Raw genomic sequence first — 22,247 nt, 5'->3', positions numbered from 1 at the left:
AGAACTACTCGTTCGCCGACTGGAAGAAGATGCAGGCGATTCACGTCGACGGCGCGTTCCTGACGACCAAGGCCGCGCTCAAGCACATGTACAAGGACGACCGCGGCGGCGTCGTGATCTACATGGGCTCGGTGCACTCGCACGAGGCGTCGCCGCTGAAGTCGGCGTACGTGACGGCCAAGCATGGGCTGCTGGGGCTCGCGCGCGTGCTGGCGAAGGAGGGCGCGAAGCACAACGTGCGCTCGCATGTGGTGTGTCCGGGCTTCGTGCGCACGCCGCTGGTCGACAAGCAGATTCCGGAGCAGGCGAAGGAGCTCGGCATCAGCGAGGAAGAAGTGGTGAAGAAGGTGATGCTCGGCAACACGGTGGACGGCGTGTTCACGACGGTGCAGGACGTCGCGCAGACGGTGCTGTTCCTGTCGGCGTTCCCGAGCGCCGCGCTCACCGGCCAGTCGTTCGTCGTCAGCCACGGCTGGTTCATGCAATAACGTCGCGCGCCTTGCGCGCCTCCGGAACGGAGGCGCATCGCGAACCACGGCTTATTCTCGCAACGGAGCGCGTCGGTCGACGTCGCTCCGTTCATCCCCGCCGTCGACGGCGGATTTCCCGGAGCAACTGATGAAACCGCACGCGCGTACAGAAAAGCAGGCCGTCGATGCGACGGACCTGCGACACGAGGCCGGTGCACCGGCAACGGCGCGGTCGCTGCCATACGAAACGATCGCGCTCGTCCTGCAGGGCGGCGGCGCGCTCGGCGCTTACCAGGCCGGCGTATTCGAAGGGCTGCACGAGGCCGGCATTCCGCTCGACTGGATCGCCGGCATCTCGATCGGCGCACTCAATACCGCGCTGATCGCGGGCAACGCGCCCGAACATCGCGTCGAACGGCTGCGCGAATTCTGGGAGACGATCTGCCAGCCCGCGTACTTTCCCGCGATGCCGGCCGCATTCGAATTCGCGCTGTTCAACAGCATCGACCAGATCCGCACGTTCTTCACTGCATCGCAGGCCGCCAGCGCGATGATGCAGGGCCAGCAGGGCTTCTTCGTGCCGCGCTTTCCGCCGCCGCTGCCCGGCGTGTCCGATCATCCGGAGAAGATCAGCTGGTACGACACGTCCGCGCTGCGCGCGACGCTGCTCAAGCTGTGCGACTTCGACCGAATCAACTCGGGCGAGACGCGCGTGTCGGTCGGCGCGGTCAACGTCGGCACCGGCAACTTCGTGTACTTCGACAACGCGCGCATCCGGCTCGAGCCCGAGCACTTCATGGCGTCCGGCGCATTGCCGCCGGCGTTCCCGCCGGTCGAGATCGACGGCGAGTACTACTGGGACGGCGGCATCGTGTCGAACACGCCGCTGATGGAGGTGCTGCGCGCGCATCCGCGCCGCGACACGCTCGCGTTCCAGGTCGATCTGTGGAGCGCTCGCGGGCCGCTGCCGCGCACCATGGCCGACGTCGCGGAACGCACGAAGGACGTGCAGTATTCGAGCCGCACGCGTCTGGTCACCGATACGCTGCAACGCGAACAGCGCTTTCGCAACGTGCTGCGGCACGTGCTCGAACAGGTGCCCGAAGCGCAGCGCAAGAACGATCCGTGGTGCGTCGAAGCCGAAGCGATGTCGAGCGGCAAGAAGTACAACGTTCAGCATCTGATCTATCAGCAGAAGGCTTACGAGCATCACTACAAGGACTACCAGTTCGGTCTGTCGACGATGCGCGACCACTGGTCCGCGGGTCTCGACGACATCCGCAAGACGCTCGCGGTCAAGGACGGCCTCGCGCTGCCCGTCAACGACGCAGGCTTCGTCACGCACGACATTCACCGCCACCGGTGATGCCGTCTGCAACGGGCCGCGCGCGCTGCGCCGGCCCGTTCTCATTTCCGATTCGACATGCCGATTTTTCTTGCGCTGTTTGCGCTCATCGCCCTCGGATGGGGGGCCGTTCATCTGTTTCACGTGATCGCCGCACAGTTCGGCCAGCCGGTCGCGATCGCGGCCGCGGTGCTCGCCGCCGTCGCCGTGATCGCGCTGATTGCGTGGTGGCTCAAGCGCCGTCGCGACATCGCACCGAATACGCGGGAGCCGGGCTGGACCCATATCGAACAGCGCGGATGGGGCGAATTGCGCGTGTCCGCGACGCAAGGGCTGCTGTGGCTGTCGCACGACGGCGCGGACGGCCGCTATACGCTGTCGCAGCTCGACGGCTGCGACGCCGAGCCGAGCGACGGCCGCTGGTATCTGCTCGTGCGCGTGCGCGACGGAGTGCGAAGCGAGTGGAAGTTGCCGATGATGGACCGGCGCGATGCGCAGCGCTGGGCGCGTGTGCTGATGCTCGCGAAGGAGCATCGGCTGTAATGGCCGGCCACGGCGGCGCTCTCGATGCGTTGCTTTCGAGTGGAGGCTTACCCCCCGCGACTTGCTATCGCGCGCCGAGCGCCCACAACGCGTCGAGCACGTGCTGCGTCGACCGCTCGACCGGGCCGGCACGATGGGCGATCCCGAGCTCGCGCCGCAACGCCGGGCGTAGCGGCCGCATGACGATACGCGCATCGGGCAGCGGCGCGCCGGCCTCGTGCGGCAACAGCGTCGCGCCGTAACCCGCGGCGACCAGACTCTTGATCGCATCGTTGTAGTTCAGTTCGATGCGCGGCTCGGGCCGGTGGCCGCCCAGCGCGAACCATTCCGTCGTGAGCCGCGACAAGCGGGTGGTCGCATCGTTGAGAATCAACGGACGCGCGGCCAGATACGCCGGCGTCGCCCGCGCCGGCGCTTGCCAGTCGGCGGGCAGAAACGCGAGCACCGGATCGCGCCGCCACGCGCGAATCGACAACCCCGCGACCGCCGGCTGCGGCAACGCGACGAGCCCGACGTCGAGCGTGCCCTGCGCAAGACGCGCGAGCGTGTCTTGCGACGTGAGCACGGCGATCTGCACGTCGATGTCCGGATGGCGCTCGCGCAGCCGCGCCACCGCCTGCGGCAACAGATGCGCGATCGCGCCGGTCGATGCGCCGAGCCGCACGCGCCCGGTCAGCCCCTGCACTTGCCGCTCAACGTCGTCGAGCGTCGCTTCGACGTCGGCCAGCAGGCGGCGCGCTCGCTCGATCAGCACCGCGCCGATGGCCGACGGCCGCACGTTGCCGCGCGTGCGCGACAGCAATGGCGCGCCGATCCTGCTTTCGAGTTCGGCGACATGAAGGCTGACCGTCGGCGGCGCAAGATGCAGCAGTTGCGCAGCGGCGACGAAGGAACCCTGGTCGGCGATCGCGACGAGCGTGCGCAGCCGGTCCAGACTGATCTCCCGCATTCCCACCTCTCGTTCAGGAACTCTGAATCCTGTGGTCAGAAAATTCAACTTTTCCAATTCTAGGCGTTCAGGGGACGATACGGCTTTCCCGAGGCCCGAAACGCGGAACACGACGATCATGAATCACGCCACTGTCTACATCGACGGCGACCAAGGCACGACCGGTTTGCAGATCCACGAGCGCCTGCGCGATCGCACCGACCTGCGGCTCGTCACGCTGCCCGATGCCGAGCGCAAGAATCCCGCGCGGCGCGCCGAAGCGATCAACGCATCGGACTTCACGATTCTGTGCCTGCCCGACGCGGCCGCGCGTGAAGCGGTCGGCTTCATCCGCAATCCGGCCGTACGCGTGATCGATGCGAGTTCAGCCCATCGCACCGACCCGGAGTGGGTCTACGGCTTTCCCGAGATGGCCGCCGGACACGCTCGGACCATCGCCGGCGCGCGGCGCGTGACCAACCCCGGCTGCTATCCGACCGGCGCGATCGGCCTGCTGCGGCCGCTGCAGCAGGCCGGACTGCTGCCACGCGACTATCCGGTGAGCATCCATGCGGTGTCGGGTTACTCGGGCGGCGGCCGGGCTGCCGTCGACGCGTTCGAATCGAACGACGCTGCCCGCGCGAAACCGCTGCAGATCTACGGCCTCACGCTCGCGCACAAGCATGTGCCCGAAATCCAGCAACATGCCGGCCTCGCGCACCGACCGCTGTTCGTGCCGGCCTACGGTGCCTATCGACAGGGCATCGTCCTCACCGTGCCGATCGAGCTGCGCCTTCTGTCCGCCGGCGTGACCGGTGAGACGCTGCAAGCCTGTCTTGCGCACCATTACGCCGGCGCGCGCCACGTCGACGTCATGCCGCTCGCGGACACCCGCGCGATCGCGCATCTCGATCCGCAAGCGCTGAACGGGACGAACGACCTGCGGCTCGGTGTGTTCGTCAACGAGGAGCACGGCCAGGTGCTGCTGTCCGCGGTGTTCGACAATCTCGGCAAAGGAGCGTCCGGCGCGGCCGTGCAGAATCTCGATCTGATGCTCGGGGCGATGAGTATGGCGCAGGGGACGTGAGCTTTAGGTTTGGGCTTTGAACCCGGTGTCCTGCGCTTGAGCCTTCGGCGTTGGGTTGAGGGCAGGCACAATCGTCAGCCTGCAGGGTGCTTCGCTGCTGATCGCGCGTCGGCGCCCGCCGCAGGCCGTCGCACCTGTACGCGGTGGCAAGTCGGCAGGCGAGCATGATTCGCCGATGCCACTCATGCCCCCGTAAAAGCTCACCTTTCGCCGATTTCAGCCCGCATCGTTACCCGCCGCGGCATTCAACCCGGCGAGCGCATCCGCCAGAAAGTCGACGCACACGCGCACCTTCGCGGAAGCCGCCACACGCTCCGGATACACCGCCCAGATGTTCGCCGGCTGAATTGCGTCCGGCAGCACGCGACGCAACTCGCCGCGCTCGATCAACGGACCCGCTTCCCAGATCGAACGCAGCACGATCCCGCGTCCGGCGAGCGCCCATTGCACGGCCACCTCGCCGTGGTTCGTCGACAACGCGCCGCCGACCTTCACCGTCGCCGTTTCGCCGCGCACGTTCAGCCGCCACACGCCGAGCGGATGGTCGCGCTCCTTGATGGCGAGACAGTCGTGCGACGCGAGATCGGCGAGCGTGCGCGGCGTGCCGCGCCGCGCGAGGTACTCGGGCGACGCGCACAGCACGCGATAGTTCGCCGCGAGACGGCGCGCGATCAGGTGATCGGCGATCTCGTCGCCGATGCGCACGTCGACGTCGTAGCCTTCGCCCACGACATCGACGAGCCGGTCGAACAGATCGAGCCGCACGTTCAGCTGCGGATAGCGCGCGGAAAAATCGAGCAGCGCCGGCGCGACGACATGCCGCCCGAACCCGAAGCTGCTCGAGATGCGCAGCGTGCCGCGCGGCACCGTGCGCGTGGTCGACACGTCTTCGACGAGATGATCGACGTCGTCGAGAATCTTCTCGGCGCGCGCGAACACGCGTTCACCGGCGTCCGTGACCGTCACGCGGCGCGTCGAACGATGCAGCAGGCGCGTGCCGAGCTGCGCCTCGAGCAGCGCGATCCGCTTGCTCACGTACGCGGGCGACACCGCGAGCTGCTCGGCGGCCGCGCTGAAGCTCGTCAGGCGCACGACCAGGCTGAACACGCGCAGGTCGTCGAGGTTCGGTGATTTGTTCACGATTCGTGGAAAGTGGATTAACCTTTCGAGCGATTTTAATCTGAATGGAAATAAATAGAATGGCCGCATGTCCCGCTGCGCACGCCGCGGGCGCCCCTCATCAGTAAAGGAGACTTGCATGTCCGACAGCACCTACAGAATCGCCGTCATTCCCGGTGACGGCATCGGCCGGGAAGTGATGCCCGAGGGCCTGCGCGCGCTGGCAGCCGTGACCGCGCGCTTCGGCATCCGGTTCGAGTTCGAGCAGATCGACTGGGCGAGCTGCGACTACTACGCGCAGCACGGCAAGATGATGCCGGACGACTGGAAGGCGCAGTTGTCGGGCGTGGACGCGATCCTGTTCGGCGCGGTCGGCTGGCCCGCGACGGTGCCCGACCATATCTCGCTGTGGGGCTCGCTGCTGAAATTCCGGCGCGAATTCGACCAGTACATCAATCTGCGGCCCGCGCGCCTGTTCGACGGCGTGCCGTCGCCGCTCGCCGGCCGCAAGGCGGGCGACATCGACTTCATGATCGTGCGCGAGAACACCGAGGGCGAATATTCGTCGGTCGGCGGCACGATGTTCGAAGGCACCGAGCGCGAAGTCGTGATGCAGCAGTCGATCTTCACGCGCCACGGCACCGAGCGCGTGCTGAAGTTCGCATTCGAGCTCGCGCAGCGCCGCGCAAAGCGGCTCACCGTCGCGACCAAGAGCAACGGCATCGCGATCAGCATGCCGTGGTGGGACGCACGCGCTGCCGAAATGGCCGAGCGCTATCCCGATATCGCGGTCGACAAGCAGCACATCGACATCCTGTGTGCGCGCTTCGTGTTGCAGCCGGATCGTTTCGACGTCGTGGTCGCGTCGAATCTGTTCGGCGACATCCTGTCCGACCTCGGGCCGGCCTGCACCGGCACGATCGGCATCGCGCCGTCGGCGAACCTGAACCCGGACCGCACGTTTCCGTCGCTGTTCGAACCGGTGCACGGCTCCGCACCGGACATCGCGGGCCAGTACATCGCGAACCCGATCGCGATGATCTGGTCGGCGGCGATGATGCTCGACTTCCTCGGCAACGGCGCGGGCCGCGAACGCGAAGCGCACGATGCGATCGTCGCGGCGATCGAGGACGTACTGCGCAACGGGCCGCGCACGCGCGATCTCGGCGGCCAGGCGGCAACGCAGGAAGTCGGCGAGGCGATCGCCGCGCGGATCGCCGGCTGATCGGACTCCGTGGAAGGCGCGCGGCGCGCAAGATCGTCGGCGGTGAGATGCACGATCGGTCGTCGCGCACCTTTGGCGGAAGGCACGGTGTCGATGTCTGGTCAATAGGCGTGCTTTGCGCGTCCGCGCACTCGCACCGTTGGCTGCGAAGATCGATCGGTGAGTCGCCGCGCTCGAGTCGTCACACCGTCGCGCGCTAAAGCCATGTTCTCCCGAAAACGCTCACCTCAGCGCGGCTCCCGTATTCCCTCACCGTTGAACACGAACGCCGCGCGTCTTCCTGCGTGTTGCGTTACAACCCGAGATCGGACAGCCCCGGATGATCGTCCGGGCGGCGGCCCAGCGGCCAGTGATACAGCCGGTCCGCTTCGCGAATCGGCAGATCGTTGATGCTCGCATGGCGATGCGCCATCAGTCCGTTTTCGTCGAATTCCCAGTTTTCGTTCCCGTATGAGCGGAACCAGTTGCCCGCGTCGTCATGCCATTCGTACGCGAACCGCACCGCGATGCGATTGCCGTCGAATGCCCACAGCTCCTTGATCAGACGATAGTCGAGCTCGCGCACCCATTTCCGTTGCAGCAGGCCGACGATCTCGTCGCGGCCCGTCACGAATTCGGCGCGATTGCGCCACCGGCTCTGCGGCGTGTATGCGAGCGACACGCGTTGCGGATCACGCGTGTTCCACGCATCCTCGGCGGCGCGCACTTTCTGGCGCGCCGTCTCGAGCGTGAACGGCGGTACGGGCGGACGGACTTCGGGGGAAACGGACATGGGATGCTCCTGTGGAGGGTTCAGGCTGCATGCGGTCGCGCGCAGCCGGTCGGGAAACGCTAATTCGCTGCTCGCGACACCGTGTCGAGCAACAGTTCGGCGGTTGCGCGTGCGTCACGCGCGGCGGTCGGATCACCGTTGACGAGCGCCACGCCGATCGCACCGTCGATCAGCACGAGCCACTGACGCGCGAGGCGCGCGAGCCCGCGGCGCTCGATCGCCGCTTCATCGGCATACGCGTCGAGCCGCTCGCGCACGAACGCGAGCAGCCGCGCCTTGTGCATCCGCGCGACGACTCGCACCGGATCGTCCGGGTCCGCAATCTCGCCGGACGCGTTGAGGAACGCACAACCGTGGAATTCAGGTTGCGCAAACCATTCGCGCAGCACGTCGAACATGCCGAGCAACTGCGCACGCGGCGACTTGCCGCGCGCCAGCGTCGCGTCGACGAACCAGGTCATCCAGCGCGCGTCGCGGCGCTCGAGCGCGGCCACGACCAACGCTTCCTTCGATTCGAAGTTCGAATAGAAGCTCTTGCGCGCGGCACCGGAGCGCTTCACGATCGCGTCGACGCCCGTGGCATGAATGCCGCCCGAGTAGATCAGCGCCTCGGCGGCGTCGAGCAGGCGGTCGCGCACGGGTAGTTCTGGGGTGAGGTCTTGGGGCGTGTTCATGCGTTTACGGTAGAACGATCGTTCTACCTCGTCAAGCTCGGGAGCGAGTACACCTGCGGCTGGCAGGGCGTTGCTTCGGTCGTGGGATGAGGAGCGGATACGCGCGAGCGTATTTTTGTAGTGTCGGTTTCCGGCTCGAGGCAGAGGCATCGCTTGCGTATCGGCATGCGATGCGCCGCGGACTCTTCGACGTATATCCGGCGTGGATAGTGAACGACCGGACATCGCACTCTGCGATGCCCGAAACGCTGGCTCGTCGTGCCGAGCCTGTCGCTGGAACCGAGGGGGTTGAGCGGTGAGTGGACCGAATCGCAGCCGGCTCACCGCTCGCCGTTCGATGCGGGCCGGCGTGCCTTATGGTGAGCTCGCATACGGTCGCTCTGCTCGCGCTCGACGTGGCGTGGCGAATCGACGGCATGCCGGCGTGATGACGCGGAAAGCATGCGCCCTTCGAGCACCGCAAGTTGAATAGAGGAGTGACGCGTAAGCGCGGCGGCGCGCGAAGCGTCGCCGCCTAGCCGCGACGCATGCATCACGGCCACGGATCAACCACTCGTACATGACGCACGCGCACGGTGATTACAGCGTCATACGAGATGCCATTGCGGCTCCCGAATATCCTCACCTCAAGCGTCTGTCGGCGCGGCAGGCTTCGACAAACGCTCGAGACGAAACGGCGCGGCGGCCGTCAAACGCGCCGCTCGTGCCGCTGCAGACGCTCACGCGGTCCAGTCGAGAATCACCTTGCCGCTTTCACCGGACAGCATCGCGGCGAAGCCTTTCTCGTAATCGTCGACGGCAAAGCGATGCGTGACGATCGGCGACAGGTCGAGCCCACTCTGGAGCATCGCGACCATCTTGTACCAGGTCTCGAACATTTCGCGGCCGTAGATGCCCTTGATCTCGAGCCCCTTGAAGATCACCTGATTCCAGTCGATTGCCGTCTGCGCGGGCGGAATGCCGAGCAGCGCGACCTTGCCGCCGTGATTCATCGCTTCGAGCAGGCTCGTGAATGCGCTCGGCACGCCCGACATCTCGAGCCCGACATCGAAGCCTTCGGTCATGCGCAGCTCGGCCATCACGTCGCGCAGCGACTCGCGCGCGACGTTGACAGCACGCGTCGCGCCCATCTTGCGCGCAAGCTCCAGCCGATAGTCGTTGATGTCGGTGATCACGACATTGCGCGCGCCGACATGCTTGGCGATTGCGACGGCCATGATGCCGATCGGCCCCGCGCCGGTGATCAACACGTCCTCGCCGACGAGGTTGAACGACAGCGCCGTATGCGTCGCGTTGCCGAACGGATCGAAGATCGACGCGAGATCGTCGGAGATCTCCGGCGGAATCTTGAACGCGTTGAATGCGGGAATCGCCAGATATTCGGCGAACGCGCCCTCGCGGTTCACGCCGACGCCGACGGTATTGCGGCACAGATGCCGACGCCCCGCACGACAGTTACGGCAGAAACCGCAGGTGATGTGCCCTTCGCCGGACACGCGGTCACCGATCGCGAAGCCGCGCACTTCCTGCCCCATCTCGACGATCTCGCCGACGTATTCGTGGCCGACATGCATCGGCACGGGGATCGTCTTCTGCGCCCAGTCGTCCCACTTCCAGATATGGATGTCGGTGCCGCAGATCGCCGTGCGGCGGATCTTGATCAGCACGTCGTTGTGTCCGACCTCGGGACGCTTCACGCGCGTCAACGTGAGACCCGGAGCGCGTTCGAGCTTTGCCAGTGCTTTCATGGTCGCGCCTCCGTCAGACGATGCCGAGCGACTTGCCGACGCGCACGAACGCGGCCACGGTCTGGTCGATCTGTTCGGCGGTATGCGCGGCGCTCATCTGCGTGCGGATGCGTGCGCGCCCGCGCGGCACGACCGGGAACGAAAAGCCGATCACGTACACACCTTCGGCGAGCAGCTTGTCCGCCATGTTGGTGGCGAGCTGCGCCTCGCCGAGCATCACCGGGATGATCGGATGCGCGCCGGGCACGAGCGTGAAGCCTGCAGCCGTCATCTGCTCGCGGAAGCGCACGCCGTTTTCGCGGACGCGCTCGCGCAGCTTCGCGCCTTCATCGCTGCCGAGCAGTTCGAGCACCTTCAACGACGCCGCGGCAATGCTCGGCGTGAGCGTGTTCGAAAACAGGTATGGGCGCGAACGCTGGCGCAGCAGCTCGACGATCTCGCGGCGCGCGGCGACGTAGCCGCCCGATGCGCCGCCCAGCGCCTTGCCAAGCGTGCCGGTAATGATGTCGACGCGCCCGTCGACGCCGCAGTGCTCGGGCGTGCCGCGGCCATGAGCGCCGATGAAGCCGACCGCGTGCGAATCGTCGACCATCACCAGCGCGCCGTATCGGTCGGCGAGATCGCAAATGCCTTTGAGGTCGGCGATGATGCCGTCCATCGAGAACACGCCGTCGGTCGCGATCAGCTTGTGACGCGCACCGGCCGCGTCGGCTTCCTTCAGCTTGGCCTCGAGATCGGCGAGATCGTTGTTCTTGTAGCGAAAACGCTTCGCCTTGCAGAGGCGAATGCCGTCGATGATGCTTGCGTGATTCAGCTCGTCGCTGATGACGGCGTCGTTCTCGTCGAGCAACGTCTCGAACAGGCCGCCGTTCGCGTCGAAGCAGCTCGAATAGAGAATGCTGTCCTCGGTGCCGAGAAACGATGCGAGTGCGCTTTCGAGCTGCTTGTGCACGGTCTGCGTGCCGCAGATGAAACGCACCGATGCCATGCCGAAGCCGTCCTGGTCGAGGCCGTCCTTCGCGGCGGCGATCAGGCGCGGATCGTTCGCCAGACCCAGATAGTTGTTCGCGCAGAAATTGAGCACGCCGGCACCGCCGGCCAGCCGCACCGCGGCAGCTTGAGGGCTCGCGATCTCGCGCTCGGTCTTGTAAAAACCGTCCGCGCGGATCTGATCGAGCGTCCCGCGCACCTGGGCGAGAAAGGCATCACGCATCGCAAAGCTCCTGACAGGGTTCGCAAGCCGTCGCACGCCACTCGTGGCGGCAGCGCGACGGGCTGCTACTGTTATAGTCGGTCGTTCGGTTGACCGCATTTATCCGATATTCCGAACTTAAATTCGGAATATCGAACAACTCTAAGCGAACGGAAAACAAATGGCAAGTTCCTCCGCGCCGCGACGCACACCCGCCGGCGCCGCACCGCAGCCGCCGGCCGCGACGCCGCCACGGGTCGGCGAGCAGATCCAGCGCCTGCGCAACGAGCGCAAGCTGACCCTCGACGATCTGTCACGCGCGGCCGGCGTATCGAAATCGATGCTTTCCGAGATCGAGCGTGACAAGGCCAATCCGACCATCGCCGTTGCATGGCGGCTCACGAACGCGCTCGGCATTACGCTCGACGAGCTGTTCTCGCAACCCAAGGCGCCGGAGACGATCCGCGTGGACGGCCCGCACGACATCCCGACGCTCGCAGGCCACGACGGCCGCTACCAGCTGCGCGTATGGGGCCCGATCGACCTCGCCGGCAAGTTCGAGTGGTACGAGCTGACGCTGCCGAGCGGCGGCGCGCTCGTATCGAACGCACACGAGCCCGGTACCCGCGAACACCTGACCGTGTTGCAGGGTGCGATGGAAATCGAAGCCGCCGCGGCCACCCGACGCCTGAAAGCCGGTGACACCGCCCGCTACCCGGCCGACACACCGCACGCGATCCGCAATCCAGGCAAGGCCGAAGCGCGCGCACTTCTGATCGTGATCCATCGCTGACGCTGCCGATAGTCGGCCAACTGGCCAGTTGCGGAAAATACTGTATGTTTGTACAGTACGAACATTCCGCCACGCATGGCCGGGGTTGGCGCACCGAGGCGCCCGTTCCGGTCGACAGGAGCCTGCGATGACAGAAGAACAAGATTTGGCCGCGCTCAGCTTCAAGGCTGCCGCGCACGACCTCGAACTGATCGTTCGGCACATAGCCGAGCGCTATATCCGCCACGGTGTACCGCTGTCGTGGCGCCTGCTGCACGCCATCGAAGCCGAGGCGCTGGCCGATCTCGGCTTTGCGAGCCGGCACGATGCCGGCATGCGGCAGCTGTTCGAAAGACCGTCGGACATGACCTTTCCCGAGACGGACGATCCGATTGACTTCGGCCGTTCCAACGCCCTGCCCGCGGTGTTCTCGTTCGCGGTGCTAGCGTACGAGGCAGCGGACAAAGCGCAGAACCATGCAGCCCGCGAGCGCGTCCACCGTCCGTCGAAGGCGTGGGGCGACTGACATCCGCCATGAGAAGCGCGGACTGCCGGCGCTCGCCCAGGCTACTGCCCGCGATGTTGCGCAAAGGGCTACCATGCACGCAACTAACGGAATAAATCAAATGTCTCTCCCCACATCCCCCGACACCCCGGCACGCCCTGAGGGAAAGGACTTGTTCGACCGCAGCGCATCCGACTGGATCGTCTCGCCCGACACCGCATTCGACGCGTGGCTTGCCATGCAGGAATACCGCCGCTCATCGGCCGACGTCTATCGCGCACAATGGGGGGCCTTTCTGGCCTGGCTGCGCGCCAATCAGAAAAACCTCGCCACCGTCGATACCGCGTCGATTGCAAATTTCGTCGGCGAACTACCGATCCGAAAAACGCAGCGCATGCGCTATTTGCGGTTGATCGAACGCGTGCTCGATCACATCCGGCAAACCGAACTGGCCTCGACCAACCCGGCCCGCTTCATCGCTCAGGATGGCGAAGCGACGTGGCGCCACGCGCGCGACAACGAGCCGACCGGTTTCCTGACGCCAGCCGAACGCGCGAAGTTGCTGGCCTACCTGTTTTCGCCCATCGGCGTGTCGGGCTCCGCGTACTGGAAGGAACGTCGCGACCGCGCGCTCGTCGCTGCGTTTCTCGGCGCCGGCGTGAAAACCGGCGAAGCGCGGGTTCTTACTATTAGTTGCATAAACACGAGTGGGACATCGCTGCACATCCCGTCGACGCATCCGGATTTCGCACGTGAAACCCACCTCGCGTCATTTGCGATCGCGCTGCTCGAAGCCTGGCTCGTCGAGCGCAAGCGCCAAAACATCGCCGGCGATCTCGTGTTCCCCGCATCACACGCCGGGCGACCGATGCACAAGGCGACCATGTTGCGTGCGATCGACGCGATCGTGGAATCAGCGGGCCTCGCATCGTCGCGCACTGCGCGCGCGAGTCCGCAGACGCTCCGCAACACGTACGCCGCGGAGCTGTTCGAGCACGATGTACCGCCGGAACGTGTCGGCAAATGGCTCGGCTTCGTGCGGCCCATTTCATCGAACCGGCTGCACCGTGCGTGGAAGAACTGGCGAGAGGAACTCCTCAACGGTGATGAGGCGGATCGGGACGAAACTCACTGAAGGGCGGCCGGCTGCTTACGGGTGTGATCCGTGAGCAGCCTTGATCCACTGGGCCTCACCGTTGCACAGCTCCCGAATAATCTCACCTTGACGGTCCCGAATTACCTCACCTTGCGCGACGGCAGTGCTGCTCGGCAGTGTCAGTCGCGTGCAAACCGCGTAGCTGCTTCGAAACGGGATGGCCAGAATCCCGATGCATGGTCGCATTCGGGGCACGACACTTCGAACCCGTTGTCGCCATGCGACAACTCCGGCTCGCCATCGCAACGCGGGCACCGGCTCGGTACAGGCACCTCGTGATCCAGCGACGTCCCAATTGCGGAAAACGCGTCGGCGTCCAGTTGACCCGCATCAGCCAGACGCCGCATCAGCGCCGAAATCTCGGGGCTCATCCCGCGGCTCGCGCGTAACGTGTTCGCGTCACGCGTTGCGCGCTCGAGCTCGTCGCTCTGGCTGCGCAACTGTTCCTCGAGGCGATCGGCGCGCGCCTTCGCCGTGCTCAGCTGCTGGAGGAAATCGAACTCCTTGCGCTGCACATCGCGCAAGCCGCTCTGATAGGTCGACGCCATGCTGCGTAGCGAGTCCAGCTCCACCAGCATCGGTTTGACCCGGCGTTCGGCTTCGGCTACCGCATCCTTGATTTGCTGCGCGTAATGCTCGGTGCGTTGCTGCAACTCGGCTTGCAGCGCGTCGATTCGGTCGCGCAGCGCAGCGTTTTGCGTCTGCTCGGCATCGACTCGGCCCGTTGTCGCGGCCAGTTCTTTTTCGAGCCGTGTGATGGTGGCGAGGAGTGTGGCTTCGTTCGCCGAGCCGTGCGTCGACTGCGACGCCAGCTGTACTTCCAGTTCGGTCAGGCGCGCCTGTAACTGATCGTTGCGGTTTTCGCTGCGTGCCAGTGCGGCTTCCAGCGTCTCCTGGCGGACGGCGGCGTCGCGTAACCGTTGTTCCGCATCGACCATGCTCGAGCGGATCTGCTCGCGATCGCCATCGAGACTCTCCTTCGCTGCCTTCAGCGCCTCGTCATAGAGCGCTGAGAGTAAAGCCCCGGCTTTCTCTTCGACTGCTTTGGGAATCGCTGCGCCGTCGAGCTTGATCTTCGACGCGGCGCGAATCCGTTCCCAGAAATGGTCGATGTCCTTCGGGATGTCGCTCGCGCTGCCGGTCTGCGTCAGGTCCCGAACGTTCGCGGCCGACGGCCGAATGCCGAGATCGAAGAACAAGCGCTTGCACGCGTGTAGCGAGAGTTCCTGGCGCCGTGCGCCGCTTGCGCGCAGTGATTCCAGTTCTCGTCGGATAGCTTCACGTATTTCATCCAGCGTCATGATGGAGCTCGTCGGTGTTCGATGTTGCGATCATAACGAAATACGTGTTCTTTGATACCTTATTTGGTTGGTCGTGGCGAATTTACGTCAATTTGTATGGCAGGCGTGGTTGTGCGTCGTTTTCGTCGATAGAGGGCGTACATATCGTGAAACAAAGCGAAGATTGATCGCCAAGTCCTTGTTTTATCAGGATATACCGGAAGCCATCAAAAACACCGATATGTTTCACATTCTGGCGCATCCGGGCTACGGTCGGTGTTCGGCGAGTAGCGTCTCTGTGGAAAACTCGGTGAGCTGAGTCTTGAGAGTATTAGAAGTAAACACCCTTGAACCCTTAGTTAAAAACGTTAACGCCACCGCAGATCCTTATGCAGCAAGGCTTTCGAGGCGACAAGGTGAAGTTTTACGGGAGCCAAGGTGATCTTCTGCGGGAGCTGAAGTGATGGGGTTCGGGGAGCTGCGTGAGCCGATGCGGGAAAGGTCGTGAGCGGATTCGGGATCACAGTAAAACATTAAATTTGGCCAAGGTGAGGCTTTTCGGGAGCTCGCATCCCCAGAACCCTCATGGCGCCTGCATACACAGTTGTCTGCCTGTGCAGCGATGGGTGAGAACTTGCGGGTTCCGTTTCCCGCCCTGTTTTTGCCCATCTTTTAGGCAATTCCGACAAAAGGTGAGGTTTCACGGGACGTCACAGGTTTTTACTGTGAGGTTTTTCGGGAGTCTACGGTGTTTTTGCACAGAAAAAGTGCGCTCGAGCGCCTGTGGCCGGGGAAAGGTGAGTCTTTTCGGGAGCGAAGTGCGGGGTTTCCGGGCGGGATTCCGTTGAGGTGAGGTTTTTCGGGGGACGAGTCACAGGCCGGAGGAGCACTTCAAAGGTGAGCCTTTTCAGGAGTGTCAGTTGCACAAAAAGGCATCAGAGGTGAGCTTTTTCGGGACCCAGGAGGGTCTTGATTCGCCGGAAAGCCCACGGGAGGCGGCGAAAATCGGTTTTTTGCTGTGCCTCTTTTTGGCAAAGGTGAGATTTTTCGGGAGCGGCCATCGGGGCACCGTGCCGATTCATAGGTGCTACAGGTGAGGTTTTGCGGGAGGGTGTGTCGCCGAACTTGTGAGCCAGAGGATCTCGTAAGTACCGGGCGCGATTGACATTTTTGATACTGCGACGGTTACGGTGAGGTTTTTCGGGAGTGACGTTGGTGGCAGTTCCGACGTCGAATTCGTCGAAAAGGTGAGCGTTTTCGGGAGGAGCGAATACCTGAGCCTAGATGTGTCGGGGATGCCCCGGCTCCTCGCGCACAGTCTGTGGAGTCCATAAGGTGAGCGTTTTCGGGAACATCCGGTTTCCAGGCGCTGTACAATGCGCGCCCGCGGTTGCGAAACGATCTCGGCAGGCTTGTGGGAGCGGTCCTCGGCTGGTATCGCCGTTACGTCGGACGGACTTCGCGGGTGCGGTTTGCGTCGCTGTACATGCATACAGGATCCACAGAAGCATCCGCTGACGTCCCGGTGAGGCACGGGTCCCGCTGAGTCGTAAAATTACGACAAATCGAAAGGTGAGCCGATACGGGAGCAAGTTGCGCACGTGTCCGGCACAGGCGAAAATCTGTGAAGTTAGCGCATCCCGCGACACATCTGGATTGGCCCGAAACGCCGTAAATCCGGACTGGTGAGGGTTTTCGGGAGTCGGTTGGGGTGAGTGCGGCGTGACACGTCCGCATCACCGCGTATGGTGAGCATGTCGTTCTGGACGCACATCACCACAGGCGCTATCCTTCCGTGAAACTTCTCCTCCGACCCGACGCATGGCCACGAAGCGCGCCAAGAAAACCGATGTGGATGTGGTGAGTGCCAGTTCAGCCGAATTGCGGAAGGCCGTCGAGGCGATCGCGATTCAGCCGAAGAGCGGCAAGATCACCCTCCTGACCCGCAAGCTGTTCAATGTGCTGCTCGCCGTCGCGCAGCAGGCCGACGACTCGGGCGATACCTATCGCGCGCTGTTGTCGGACATCGTCGCCAATTCCGCCTTCGACTCGAACGACACCGCTCTGGTGAAGGAACACCTGCGTCGCATGGTGTCGGTCCAGGTCGAGTGGAGCACCGGCACGTCGAGCCAGAAGCCCGGCCGCAAGTGGGGGATCTCGACGCTGATCGCCGATGCGGAAATCCTCGAGGATCCGTCGACGCGCCGCGTATGGGTCGAGTTCTCGTTCGCGCCGAAGATCAAGAAGAAGCTGCTGGATCCGGTGCAGTACGCGCGTCTGAGCCTGCAGTTTCAGAGCCAGTTGCGCAGCAGCGCCGGCCTGGCGCTGTATGAAATCTGCGTACGCTATCTGACGAACCCGAGCCACCTGACGATGCGCGAGCCGTGGGAGTGGTGGCGCCCGATCCTGTCCGGCACGCCGGACACGGAAGCCGGCGACGAGGCGAAGCGCGAGTACAAATATTTCAAGCGCGACTATCTGCGTCCGGCGATCGCCGAAGTCAATGCGGTCACCAACATCTTCGTCGAGCTGATCGAGCATCGCGAAGGCCGGCGAGTTGCCGAGATCCAGTTCCGTGTGACCGAGCGCAAGCAGCCGATGCTCGCGCTCGACGAGCATCCGAACGTGTTCGACAGCACGCTGGTCGACCGTATGGTGAAGCTCGGCATCCCGCTCAAGGAAGCGCAGACGCTCTACGCCGACAGCGAGGAAAACCGGATTCGCGCGGCGCTGCAGATGACCGAGCAGCGGATGCGCAGCACGACGCTGCCGCCGGTGCGCAGTGCGCCGGCCTTGTTCAAGGACGCGTTGAAGAAGGGGTATGCGCCGCCGGTCGAGTCGGTCGACACGCTACCGGCCGGCACGCCGTCCATGAAGGCCGTTAGTGCGCAGCCCGACGATCTGAAGGCCCGCCTGCTGAGCGAATTCGCCGCGTTCCGCCGCAAGGAAGCGAAGGTGCTGTACGAGGAGCAGGGCGACGCGGAGCGCGAAGTGGCGCGTGAGTCGTTCGAGGCGGAAGTGTTGCCGACGATGGGCTCGCACCTGCGTGACGACTGGCGCAAGCGCGGCCTCGATTCCAAGCTGGCCGAGACGGCGTTTTTCGACTGGCTGGCCCAGAAGACCTGGGGCGAGCCGACGGACGGCGACCTGCTGTCCTTTACCCTGAATCAATCGCGGGCCGCCTGAGGCCCGCCTGCGGCGTCTCCGACTGACCGTGGCCGGCGGCCTCATGTCCAGCGGCGAGCGGGCCGCGCGACTCGAGGCCCTGCCGGCCGGCTCGGTCAATCCGACAACAGCATCCGCTCGAGTTGCTCGAGGATAGCGTCGCGCTTCTCCTTCGGCAGGCCGCGCAGGCGCAGTTCGATGCGATCGTCGCCGTACGATTTGAGGTCGCCCACCGATTTGCCGCCGAGCTTGATCTCTAAGCGCTGCGCATAGCGCTGGCGGCCCGCCGGCTTCGGCGTTTCCTGCGCCGCGACGCGACCTTTGACGATGTCCGATACCTGACGCGTGCTGAGATCGTCGGACACGATCTTGTTGATCAGCCGTAGCGTCGCCTCGGTGCCGCGTGCATTGTGATAGCGGCCGACCTGATACGCCATGTTCGAGCCGAAGCGATCCGGACGCGCGACCATTTCCTGCATGACCGACTCCGGCAGTTTGCCGATCGACAGCGCAACCGCGACCGTCGATTCATCGAGGCCGAGATGTTCGGACAGTTCCTTCTGGCTCTGGAAATGTTTGTCGTCGAGGAAGCGTCGCCACACGACGGCATTGTCGAACACCGTCTGCGAATCGCGCTGCACGTTCAGATCGTAGCCGAGCTTGTAGCTCTGGATCCCGATAGGCACGTCGATCACGATCGCCTTGACCGATTCCTTGTTCGCTTCCTTCAGCGCGCGCACGCGGCGGCCGCCGTCGCTGACGAAATACGAGCCCGGATTGTCGTAGTCGGGAATCACGTGAATCGCCTGCTGCTGACCCTGCTTCGCGAGGTTCACTGCGAGTTCGGCGATCGACGACTTCAGATAGAAATGTCGCGGGTTGAACGGACTATGTTTGATTGCCTTCAGCGGCAGTTCGATCACTTGGCCCGGCGCATAGCGGTGCTCGAGGCGCCAAGCGCGATATTGCGGCGACTCATCGGTGGACGCGTCGAGCAGGAACTCGGGAGCCGCAGCCTGCGGCGTCTCTTTTCGAGCGGATTTCGTTGCAGCCGGCGTAGCCGTCTCGGACTTGACGATACCGTCGATGGCATTCAGTCGATCAAGCGCCGTGCGCTTCTCACTCGTCGTGATGTCCGGGCGCGCCTGGAAGCCCTTTGCAAATTGGGAGGGTTTCATGTGAATCCTTTATGCGCATAAAGTCAGGGCAGCATGGCGACGATTTCGTCGGCGCATGCGCGGATTTCCGCGGCGGCCAGCCGCGCGCCGCGATCGTTCATCTGCAGCACGGTCTGGCCAAGCGCCATCGCCTGCTTGTATGCCTCGCGGGTGGGGATTTGCGTTTTCAACAGCGGGAAGCCGAGTTCCTCGAGAGCCCGCTTGAGTTCGCGGGTCAGCATGCGCTTCTCCTCCGTCTTGTTGAGCAGGAACACTGCGCGCAGGTCTTCGTTCATCACCTGCGCCTGCTGGATCAGCTTGACGAGCCCGACGCTCGACCAATAGTCGGCAGGCGACGACGACGTCGGAATCACGGCGATGGAGGCCGCGAGGAGCACGACACCGGAAACCTTTTCCGTGATCGACGGAGGGCAGTCGACGACGATGATGTCGTAGTCGTTGATGAACTTCTTGATCTCGCGATGGATCTGGCCGCCGGCTTCCGCAAGGTTGACGACGGGGAACGGGATACCTGCGTCGCTGTCACCCGATGCACTCGACCAGTGAACCAGTGTGTTTTGACCGTCTGCGTCGATGACGAGGACCCGCTTGCCCTTTTCATGGAATGCCGCGCCGAGATGCATGGCAATCGTGCTCTTCCCGACACCGCCTTTTTGTTGAGTGACTGCAATGATTTCCGCGGCCAATTTTCACTCCTGTTTTTGGTCGTTGGAATTCTACCGCACGATATTTATATTTCAATGAAATTGTGGTTCCGAAGATGTGCGTTAGCCATTTGGCAGGTAGGTTTATGCGCATAAACGGCTGAGGCGACGGGCGGGTAGCCAAGAACGGAGGTTTGGGTCAACGATTCACGCGAATCGTGGGGTCGCCGGAGCGCATTTGGGAGGCGGGTTTATGCGCATAAACGGGCCGGGGCGACGGATGGATAGCCAAGGAGGATGTTCGCGCGCCAGCGATGCGAGCGAATGCTGCAGGTGCTGCGGGGTAGCGGGTTGCTGCCCGAATGGAGGGGGGCCGATTGCCGCCATCGGTACGGTGTTTCCGTAACTGCCAGGTTGCGTCCGGCGCCGCGCGCGAATGCGTGGGTTTGCGCGCATAAACTTCCGCGGCTCCTGGCGACGGCCGACGACGCGCCTTCGGCTCGAAGTAGGCAATGTACTGGCAAGTCATCGAGCCGCCCACGACGGCGGCTGCGGAACGACGACGACAGCAATGTTTGGATCGCTTTCACGGCTCGCCAAACCGCATACGCTTCCGGGCGTTTATGCGCATAAACCGGCGAGCGTGCTTGCCGTCAACGGTCGTTTCCCGGCGCGATATATAAATCGGCCGTCGCGTACGGCACTCCGGTCGCCGTGAGGACACGCTAGGCGGTTGCGCGTCACCCAATGGCTTGGATGACGTATCCGGCGAAGCGCCACACCTCGGCGCAGGGGCGCTCGATGCGCATAAGGCCGGCGTACGGCGCGCTGGCGCGTCATCGTTGGCACTCGCGCAATCATCGAGGCTCGTAGCAATTGCGCGCACCGTTCGCCACATTGGTCGCAACGACTAGGTGAGACACCCGCGGACAGCGCCCCCGCTTTCCGCTTTATGCGCATAAACCCATCGCACAAGCGCCCCCATCTCTCCAGGCAGACGTCTCGCAACGCGAAACGCGGCCTCCCATCCCCTACAGCCTGCCTGAAGCGCTTGCACCGAGACTAGCTACAATACGCCCCTCCCTCTCCCGCAGCCCTTCTGAACGATGATCACGATCTACCACAACCCACGCTGCTCAAAATCCCGCGAAACGCTCGCGCTCGTCGAGTCGTTGAATGTCGCTGGCATACCACTGAACGTCATCGAATATCTGAAAACGCCGCCTACGGTCGAAGAACTGGAAGCCCTGCATCGTCAGCTCGGCTGCGCCGTGCGCGACATGCTCCGCGACGGCGAGGAGCCGTACAAGACGTTGGACCTGGGCCGCGCAAACCTGACGGACGCGGAGGCTTATGAAGCCATCGCCGCGCATCCGGTGTTGCTGCAGCGGCCGATCGTCGTATATGGAGGCAAGGCCGCCATTGGTCGTCCGCCCGAGTTGGTGCGCGCGCTTTTCGAATAATTTCTATAACGCATATTCGACATATCACATCAACCAGGCGCATAGACACCCGGTTGATGTGCAGCACGCACCGACTCCACCTGCTCGGGCACGGCACGGCCGCGACGCCTTCAACAACGGCGGCCACAACAGCCCCAAACCCACCACCACGTGCGCTTGTCGACAAAAACGACGACACGGCCCGTCACTCTTCCCCGCCATCCGGCGCACCGCCCTCGCCCCCCGCCGCCGCACGCGCGGCCACCCGCAGCACCGCGATCTGCCTGCGATAGGCCCTGCATCCGCTGCAGCCCGGCAGATGCATGCGCACGCGCATACGCTCATGAAGCGTCAACGGACGGTCGAGCGCATCCGACAGCAGGCGCGTCACGTCCTTACATTTCCCCGGCAGCATCTTCGGTCGTCAGTCCTTTTTCGCTGAGGCACGTGCGCAGGCGCGTGCGCGCCCGATACAGCAGCACGCTGCAATGATTGGCGGTCAATGTGAGTTCGCTGCAGATGTCGTCGATCTCGACATCGAGGAATTCACGCATCATGAATACGCGTCCGATGTTTTCCGGCAGATGGTCGAGACACGCCTGGAACAGCGTCCAGAACTGCCGTTGCTGCAGCAGTGTCTCGGGGCGAGGCCATGGCCGCGGCTTCGTATGCGCGGCCCAGTGTCCGTTGTCCTGGAACAACTCGCGATCGAGCACGGATTCGCCGTCTAGCTCCGCATCGAGCGCGGTGAGGCTCACCGTCCGCTGCCGCGCGCGCAGGATGTCGACCAGCTTGTTGCGCAGGATCCCGAACACCCAGGTCTTGTGCGCGGACCGTCCCGCAAAGTCACCCGCATGCGACCATGCGGCGGCCAGCGCCTCCTGCACGGCATCCTCGGACGCATCGGCGTCGCGCAGTTGCAGCCGCGCGAAGCGCAACAGGTCGCGCCGCAGTTGGGCGAGATAAACGGGATCGTCGTACGTGGACGGCATGGCGGCGGGT

At 64.1% G+C, this 22,247-nt stretch carries 21 protein-coding genes; 10 read left to right on the top strand and 11 right to left on the bottom strand.

Translation table 11 applies throughout. The features are described from left to right. From EX20_RS12860 to EX20_RS12850, 3 genes are all read left to right on the top strand, one after another. On the top strand, positions 1–488 hold a 488-nt coding region (locus EX20_RS12860), incomplete at its 5' end, for an SDR family oxidoreductase (protein WP_034193775.1). Between the two features lie 130 nt (positions 489–618). Continuing rightward, entirely contained in the window at positions 619–1,836 is a 1,218-nt protein-coding gene (locus EX20_RS12855) for a DUF3734 domain-containing protein (RefSeq protein ID WP_014724249.1), read from the top strand. Positions 1,837–1,893: 57 nt separating this feature from the next. Continuing rightward, the gene (locus EX20_RS12850) at positions 1,894–2,358 is read left to right on the top strand and encodes a hypothetical protein (protein WP_011881122.1); all 465 of its coding nucleotides are present in this window, start codon (positions 1,894–1,896) and stop codon (positions 2,356–2,358) included. A 64-nt stretch (positions 2,359–2,422) separates the two neighbouring features. On the opposite strand, the gene EX20_RS12845 is transcribed toward EX20_RS12850, so the two are convergent. Further along, on the bottom strand, positions 2,423–3,307 hold the full coding sequence (locus EX20_RS12845) for a LysR family transcriptional regulator (protein WP_034193774.1): 885 nt from the start codon (positions 3,305–3,307) through the stop codon (positions 2,423–2,425). 118 nt (positions 3,308–3,425) lie between these two features. Here EX20_RS12845 and argC point away from each other — a divergent pair, with 118 nt between their 5' ends. Beyond that, a complete protein-coding gene (gene argC / locus EX20_RS12840; RefSeq protein ID WP_034193773.1) occupies positions 3,426–4,373 on the top strand; it encodes an N-acetyl-gamma-glutamyl-phosphate reductase in 948 nt (315 codons plus the stop codon). 216 nt (positions 4,374–4,589) lie between these two features. Here argC and EX20_RS12835 read toward each other — a convergent pair whose 3' ends face one another. Then, positions 4,590–5,513, bottom strand: coding sequence for a LysR substrate-binding domain-containing protein (locus EX20_RS12835; RefSeq protein WP_011881125.1), 924 nt, complete (start codon positions 5,511–5,513; stop codon positions 4,590–4,592). A 118-nt stretch (positions 5,514–5,631) separates the two neighbouring features. Between EX20_RS12835 and EX20_RS12830 the strand changes: the two genes are divergently transcribed. Further along, on the top strand, positions 5,632–6,717 hold the full coding sequence (locus EX20_RS12830; RefSeq protein ID WP_034193772.1) for a tartrate dehydrogenase: 1,086 nt from the start codon (positions 5,632–5,634) through the stop codon (positions 6,715–6,717). Positions 6,718–7,009: 292 nt separating this feature from the next. Here the strand turns inward: EX20_RS12830 and EX20_RS12825 are convergent, their stop codons facing one another. The 4 genes from EX20_RS12825 to EX20_RS12810 all read right to left on the bottom strand — a co-directional run bounded on the left by EX20_RS12825 (position 7,010) and on the right by EX20_RS12810 (position 11,124). Next, a complete protein-coding gene (locus tag EX20_RS12825; protein WP_011881127.1) occupies positions 7,010–7,489 on the bottom strand; it encodes a nuclear transport factor 2 family protein in 480 nt (159 codons plus the stop codon). Positions 7,490–7,548: 59 nt separating this feature from the next. Then, complete coding sequence (locus EX20_RS12820; protein ID WP_034193771.1) at positions 7,549–8,163, bottom strand: TetR/AcrR family transcriptional regulator; 615 nt, start codon at positions 8,161–8,163, stop codon at positions 7,549–7,551. Between the two features lie 719 nt (positions 8,164–8,882). After that, positions 8,883–9,911: an L-threonine 3-dehydrogenase gene (gene tdh, locus EX20_RS12815; RefSeq protein ID WP_011881129.1), complete on the bottom strand. Its 1,029-nt coding sequence runs from the start codon at positions 9,909–9,911 to the stop codon at positions 8,883–8,885. A 13-nt stretch (positions 9,912–9,924) separates the two neighbouring features. Further along, positions 9,925–11,124: a glycine C-acetyltransferase gene (locus EX20_RS12810; protein WP_034193770.1), complete on the bottom strand. Its 1,200-nt coding sequence runs from the start codon at positions 11,122–11,124 to the stop codon at positions 9,925–9,927. 160 nt (positions 11,125–11,284) lie between these two features. On the opposite strand from EX20_RS12810, the gene EX20_RS12805 reads away from it, so the two are divergent. From EX20_RS12805 to EX20_RS12795, 3 genes are all read left to right on the top strand, one after another. After that, positions 11,285–11,896 (top strand): helix-turn-helix domain-containing protein, encoded by a 612-nt coding sequence (locus EX20_RS12805; protein ID WP_011881131.1) that lies wholly within the window; start codon positions 11,285–11,287, stop codon positions 11,894–11,896. A 127-nt stretch (positions 11,897–12,023) separates the two neighbouring features. Continuing rightward, entirely contained in the window at positions 12,024–12,401 is a 378-nt protein-coding gene (locus EX20_RS12800) for a DUF2471 family protein (RefSeq protein ID WP_011881132.1), read from the top strand. Between the two features lie 100 nt (positions 12,402–12,501). Then, positions 12,502–13,515, top strand: a complete 1,014-nt coding sequence (locus EX20_RS12795; protein WP_034193769.1) for a tyrosine-type recombinase/integrase — start codon at positions 12,502–12,504, stop codon at positions 13,513–13,515. A gap of 140 nt (positions 13,516–13,655) precedes the next feature. Here the strand turns inward: EX20_RS12795 and EX20_RS12790 are convergent, their stop codons facing one another. Next, the gene (locus EX20_RS12790; RefSeq protein WP_034193768.1) at positions 13,656–14,837 is read right to left on the bottom strand and encodes a DNA-binding protein; all 1,182 of its coding nucleotides are present in this window, start codon (positions 14,835–14,837) and stop codon (positions 13,656–13,658) included. A gap of 1,800 nt (positions 14,838–16,637) precedes the next feature. On the opposite strand from EX20_RS12790, the gene EX20_RS12785 reads away from it, so the two are divergent. Beyond that, positions 16,638–18,002 (top strand): replication initiation protein, encoded by a 1,365-nt coding sequence (locus EX20_RS12785; RefSeq protein ID WP_011881135.1) that lies wholly within the window; start codon positions 16,638–16,640, stop codon positions 18,000–18,002. Positions 18,003–18,097: 95 nt separating this feature from the next. On the opposite strand, the gene EX20_RS12780 is transcribed toward EX20_RS12785, so the two are convergent. Further along, positions 18,098–19,159: a ParB/RepB/Spo0J family partition protein gene (locus EX20_RS12780; protein WP_034193767.1), complete on the bottom strand. Its 1,062-nt coding sequence runs from the start codon at positions 19,157–19,159 to the stop codon at positions 18,098–18,100. A gap of 23 nt (positions 19,160–19,182) precedes the next feature. Next, a complete protein-coding gene (parA, locus tag EX20_RS12775; RefSeq protein WP_011881137.1) occupies positions 19,183–19,845 on the bottom strand; it encodes a ParA family partition ATPase in 663 nt (220 codons plus the stop codon). Between the two features lie 1,064 nt (positions 19,846–20,909). On the opposite strand from parA, the gene arsC reads away from it, so the two are divergent. Next, complete coding sequence (arsC, locus tag EX20_RS12770; protein ID WP_034193766.1) at positions 20,910–21,266, top strand: arsenate reductase (glutaredoxin); 357 nt, start codon at positions 20,910–20,912, stop codon at positions 21,264–21,266. A gap of 184 nt (positions 21,267–21,450) precedes the next feature. Here the strand turns inward: arsC and EX20_RS12765 are convergent, their stop codons facing one another. Together EX20_RS12765 and EX20_RS12760 are read right to left on the bottom strand one after the other, a co-directional pair. Further along, positions 21,451–21,660: a zf-HC2 domain-containing protein gene (locus tag EX20_RS12765; RefSeq protein WP_034193765.1), complete on the bottom strand. Its 210-nt coding sequence runs from the start codon at positions 21,658–21,660 to the stop codon at positions 21,451–21,453. Further along, entirely contained in the window at positions 21,641–22,237 is a 597-nt protein-coding gene (locus EX20_RS12760) for an RNA polymerase factor sigma-70 (RefSeq protein ID WP_011881140.1), read from the bottom strand. Before EX20_RS12760 ends, EX20_RS12765 begins: the two co-directional genes overlap by 20 nt. Between the last annotated feature and the right edge of the window lie 10 nt (positions 22,238–22,247).

This window comes from Burkholderia sp. WP42, from assembly GCF_000745665.1.
GTDB classification, from domain to species: domain Bacteria; phylum Pseudomonadota; class Gammaproteobacteria; order Burkholderiales; family Burkholderiaceae; genus Burkholderia; species Burkholderia vietnamiensis.
The sequence above is the reverse complement of the archived record's forward strand: the minus strand, read 5'-3'. Positions and strand labels throughout refer to the sequence as shown.

Excerpts from the sequence above, each read along its gene's own strand:
- arsC (WP_034193766.1), top strand. The coding sequence starts at position 20,910 with ATGATCACGATCTACCACAACCCACGCTGCTCAAAATCCCGCGAAACG.
- EX20_RS12800 (WP_011881132.1), top strand. The coding sequence starts at position 12,024 with ATGACAGAAGAACAAGATTTGGCCGCGCTCAGCTTCAAGGCTGCCGCG.
- EX20_RS12760 (WP_011881140.1), bottom strand. The coding sequence starts at position 22,237 with ATGCCGTCCACGTACGACGATCCCGTTTATCTCGCCCAACTGCGGCGC.
- EX20_RS12855 (WP_014724249.1), top strand. The coding sequence starts at position 619 with ATGAAACCGCACGCGCGTACAGAAAAGCAGGCCGTCGATGCGACGGAC.
- EX20_RS12765 (WP_034193765.1), bottom strand. The coding sequence starts at position 21,660 with ATGCTGCCGGGGAAATGTAAGGACGTGACGCGCCTGCTGTCGGATGCG.
- EX20_RS12790 (WP_034193768.1), bottom strand. The coding sequence starts at position 14,837 with ATGACGCTGGATGAAATACGTGAAGCTATCCGACGAGAACTGGAATCA.
- EX20_RS12785 (WP_011881135.1), top strand. The coding sequence starts at position 16,638 with ATGGCCACGAAGCGCGCCAAGAAAACCGATGTGGATGTGGTGAGTGCC.
- EX20_RS12810 (WP_034193770.1), bottom strand. The coding sequence starts at position 11,124 with ATGCGTGATGCCTTTCTCGCCCAGGTGCGCGGGACGCTCGATCAGATC.
- EX20_RS12795 (WP_034193769.1), top strand. The coding sequence starts at position 12,502 with ATGTCTCTCCCCACATCCCCCGACACCCCGGCACGCCCTGAGGGAAAG.
- EX20_RS12850 (WP_011881122.1), top strand. The coding sequence starts at position 1,894 with ATGCCGATTTTTCTTGCGCTGTTTGCGCTCATCGCCCTCGGATGGGGG.
- EX20_RS12820 (WP_034193771.1), bottom strand. The coding sequence starts at position 8,163 with ATGAACACGCCCCAAGACCTCACCCCAGAACTACCCGTGCGCGACCGC.
- EX20_RS12845 (WP_034193774.1), bottom strand. The coding sequence starts at position 3,307 with ATGCGGGAGATCAGTCTGGACCGGCTGCGCACGCTCGTCGCGATCGCC.
- tdh (WP_011881129.1), bottom strand. The coding sequence starts at position 9,911 with ATGAAAGCACTGGCAAAGCTCGAACGCGCTCCGGGTCTCACGTTGACG.
- EX20_RS12780 (WP_034193767.1), bottom strand. The coding sequence starts at position 19,159 with ATGAAACCCTCCCAATTTGCAAAGGGCTTCCAGGCGCGCCCGGACATC.
- EX20_RS12805 (WP_011881131.1), top strand. The coding sequence starts at position 11,285 with ATGGCAAGTTCCTCCGCGCCGCGACGCACACCCGCCGGCGCCGCACCG.
- EX20_RS12830 (WP_034193772.1), top strand. The coding sequence starts at position 5,632 with ATGTCCGACAGCACCTACAGAATCGCCGTCATTCCCGGTGACGGCATC.
- argC (WP_034193773.1), top strand. The coding sequence starts at position 3,426 with ATGAATCACGCCACTGTCTACATCGACGGCGACCAAGGCACGACCGGT.
- EX20_RS12825 (WP_011881127.1), bottom strand. The coding sequence starts at position 7,489 with ATGTCCGTTTCCCCCGAAGTCCGTCCGCCCGTACCGCCGTTCACGCTC.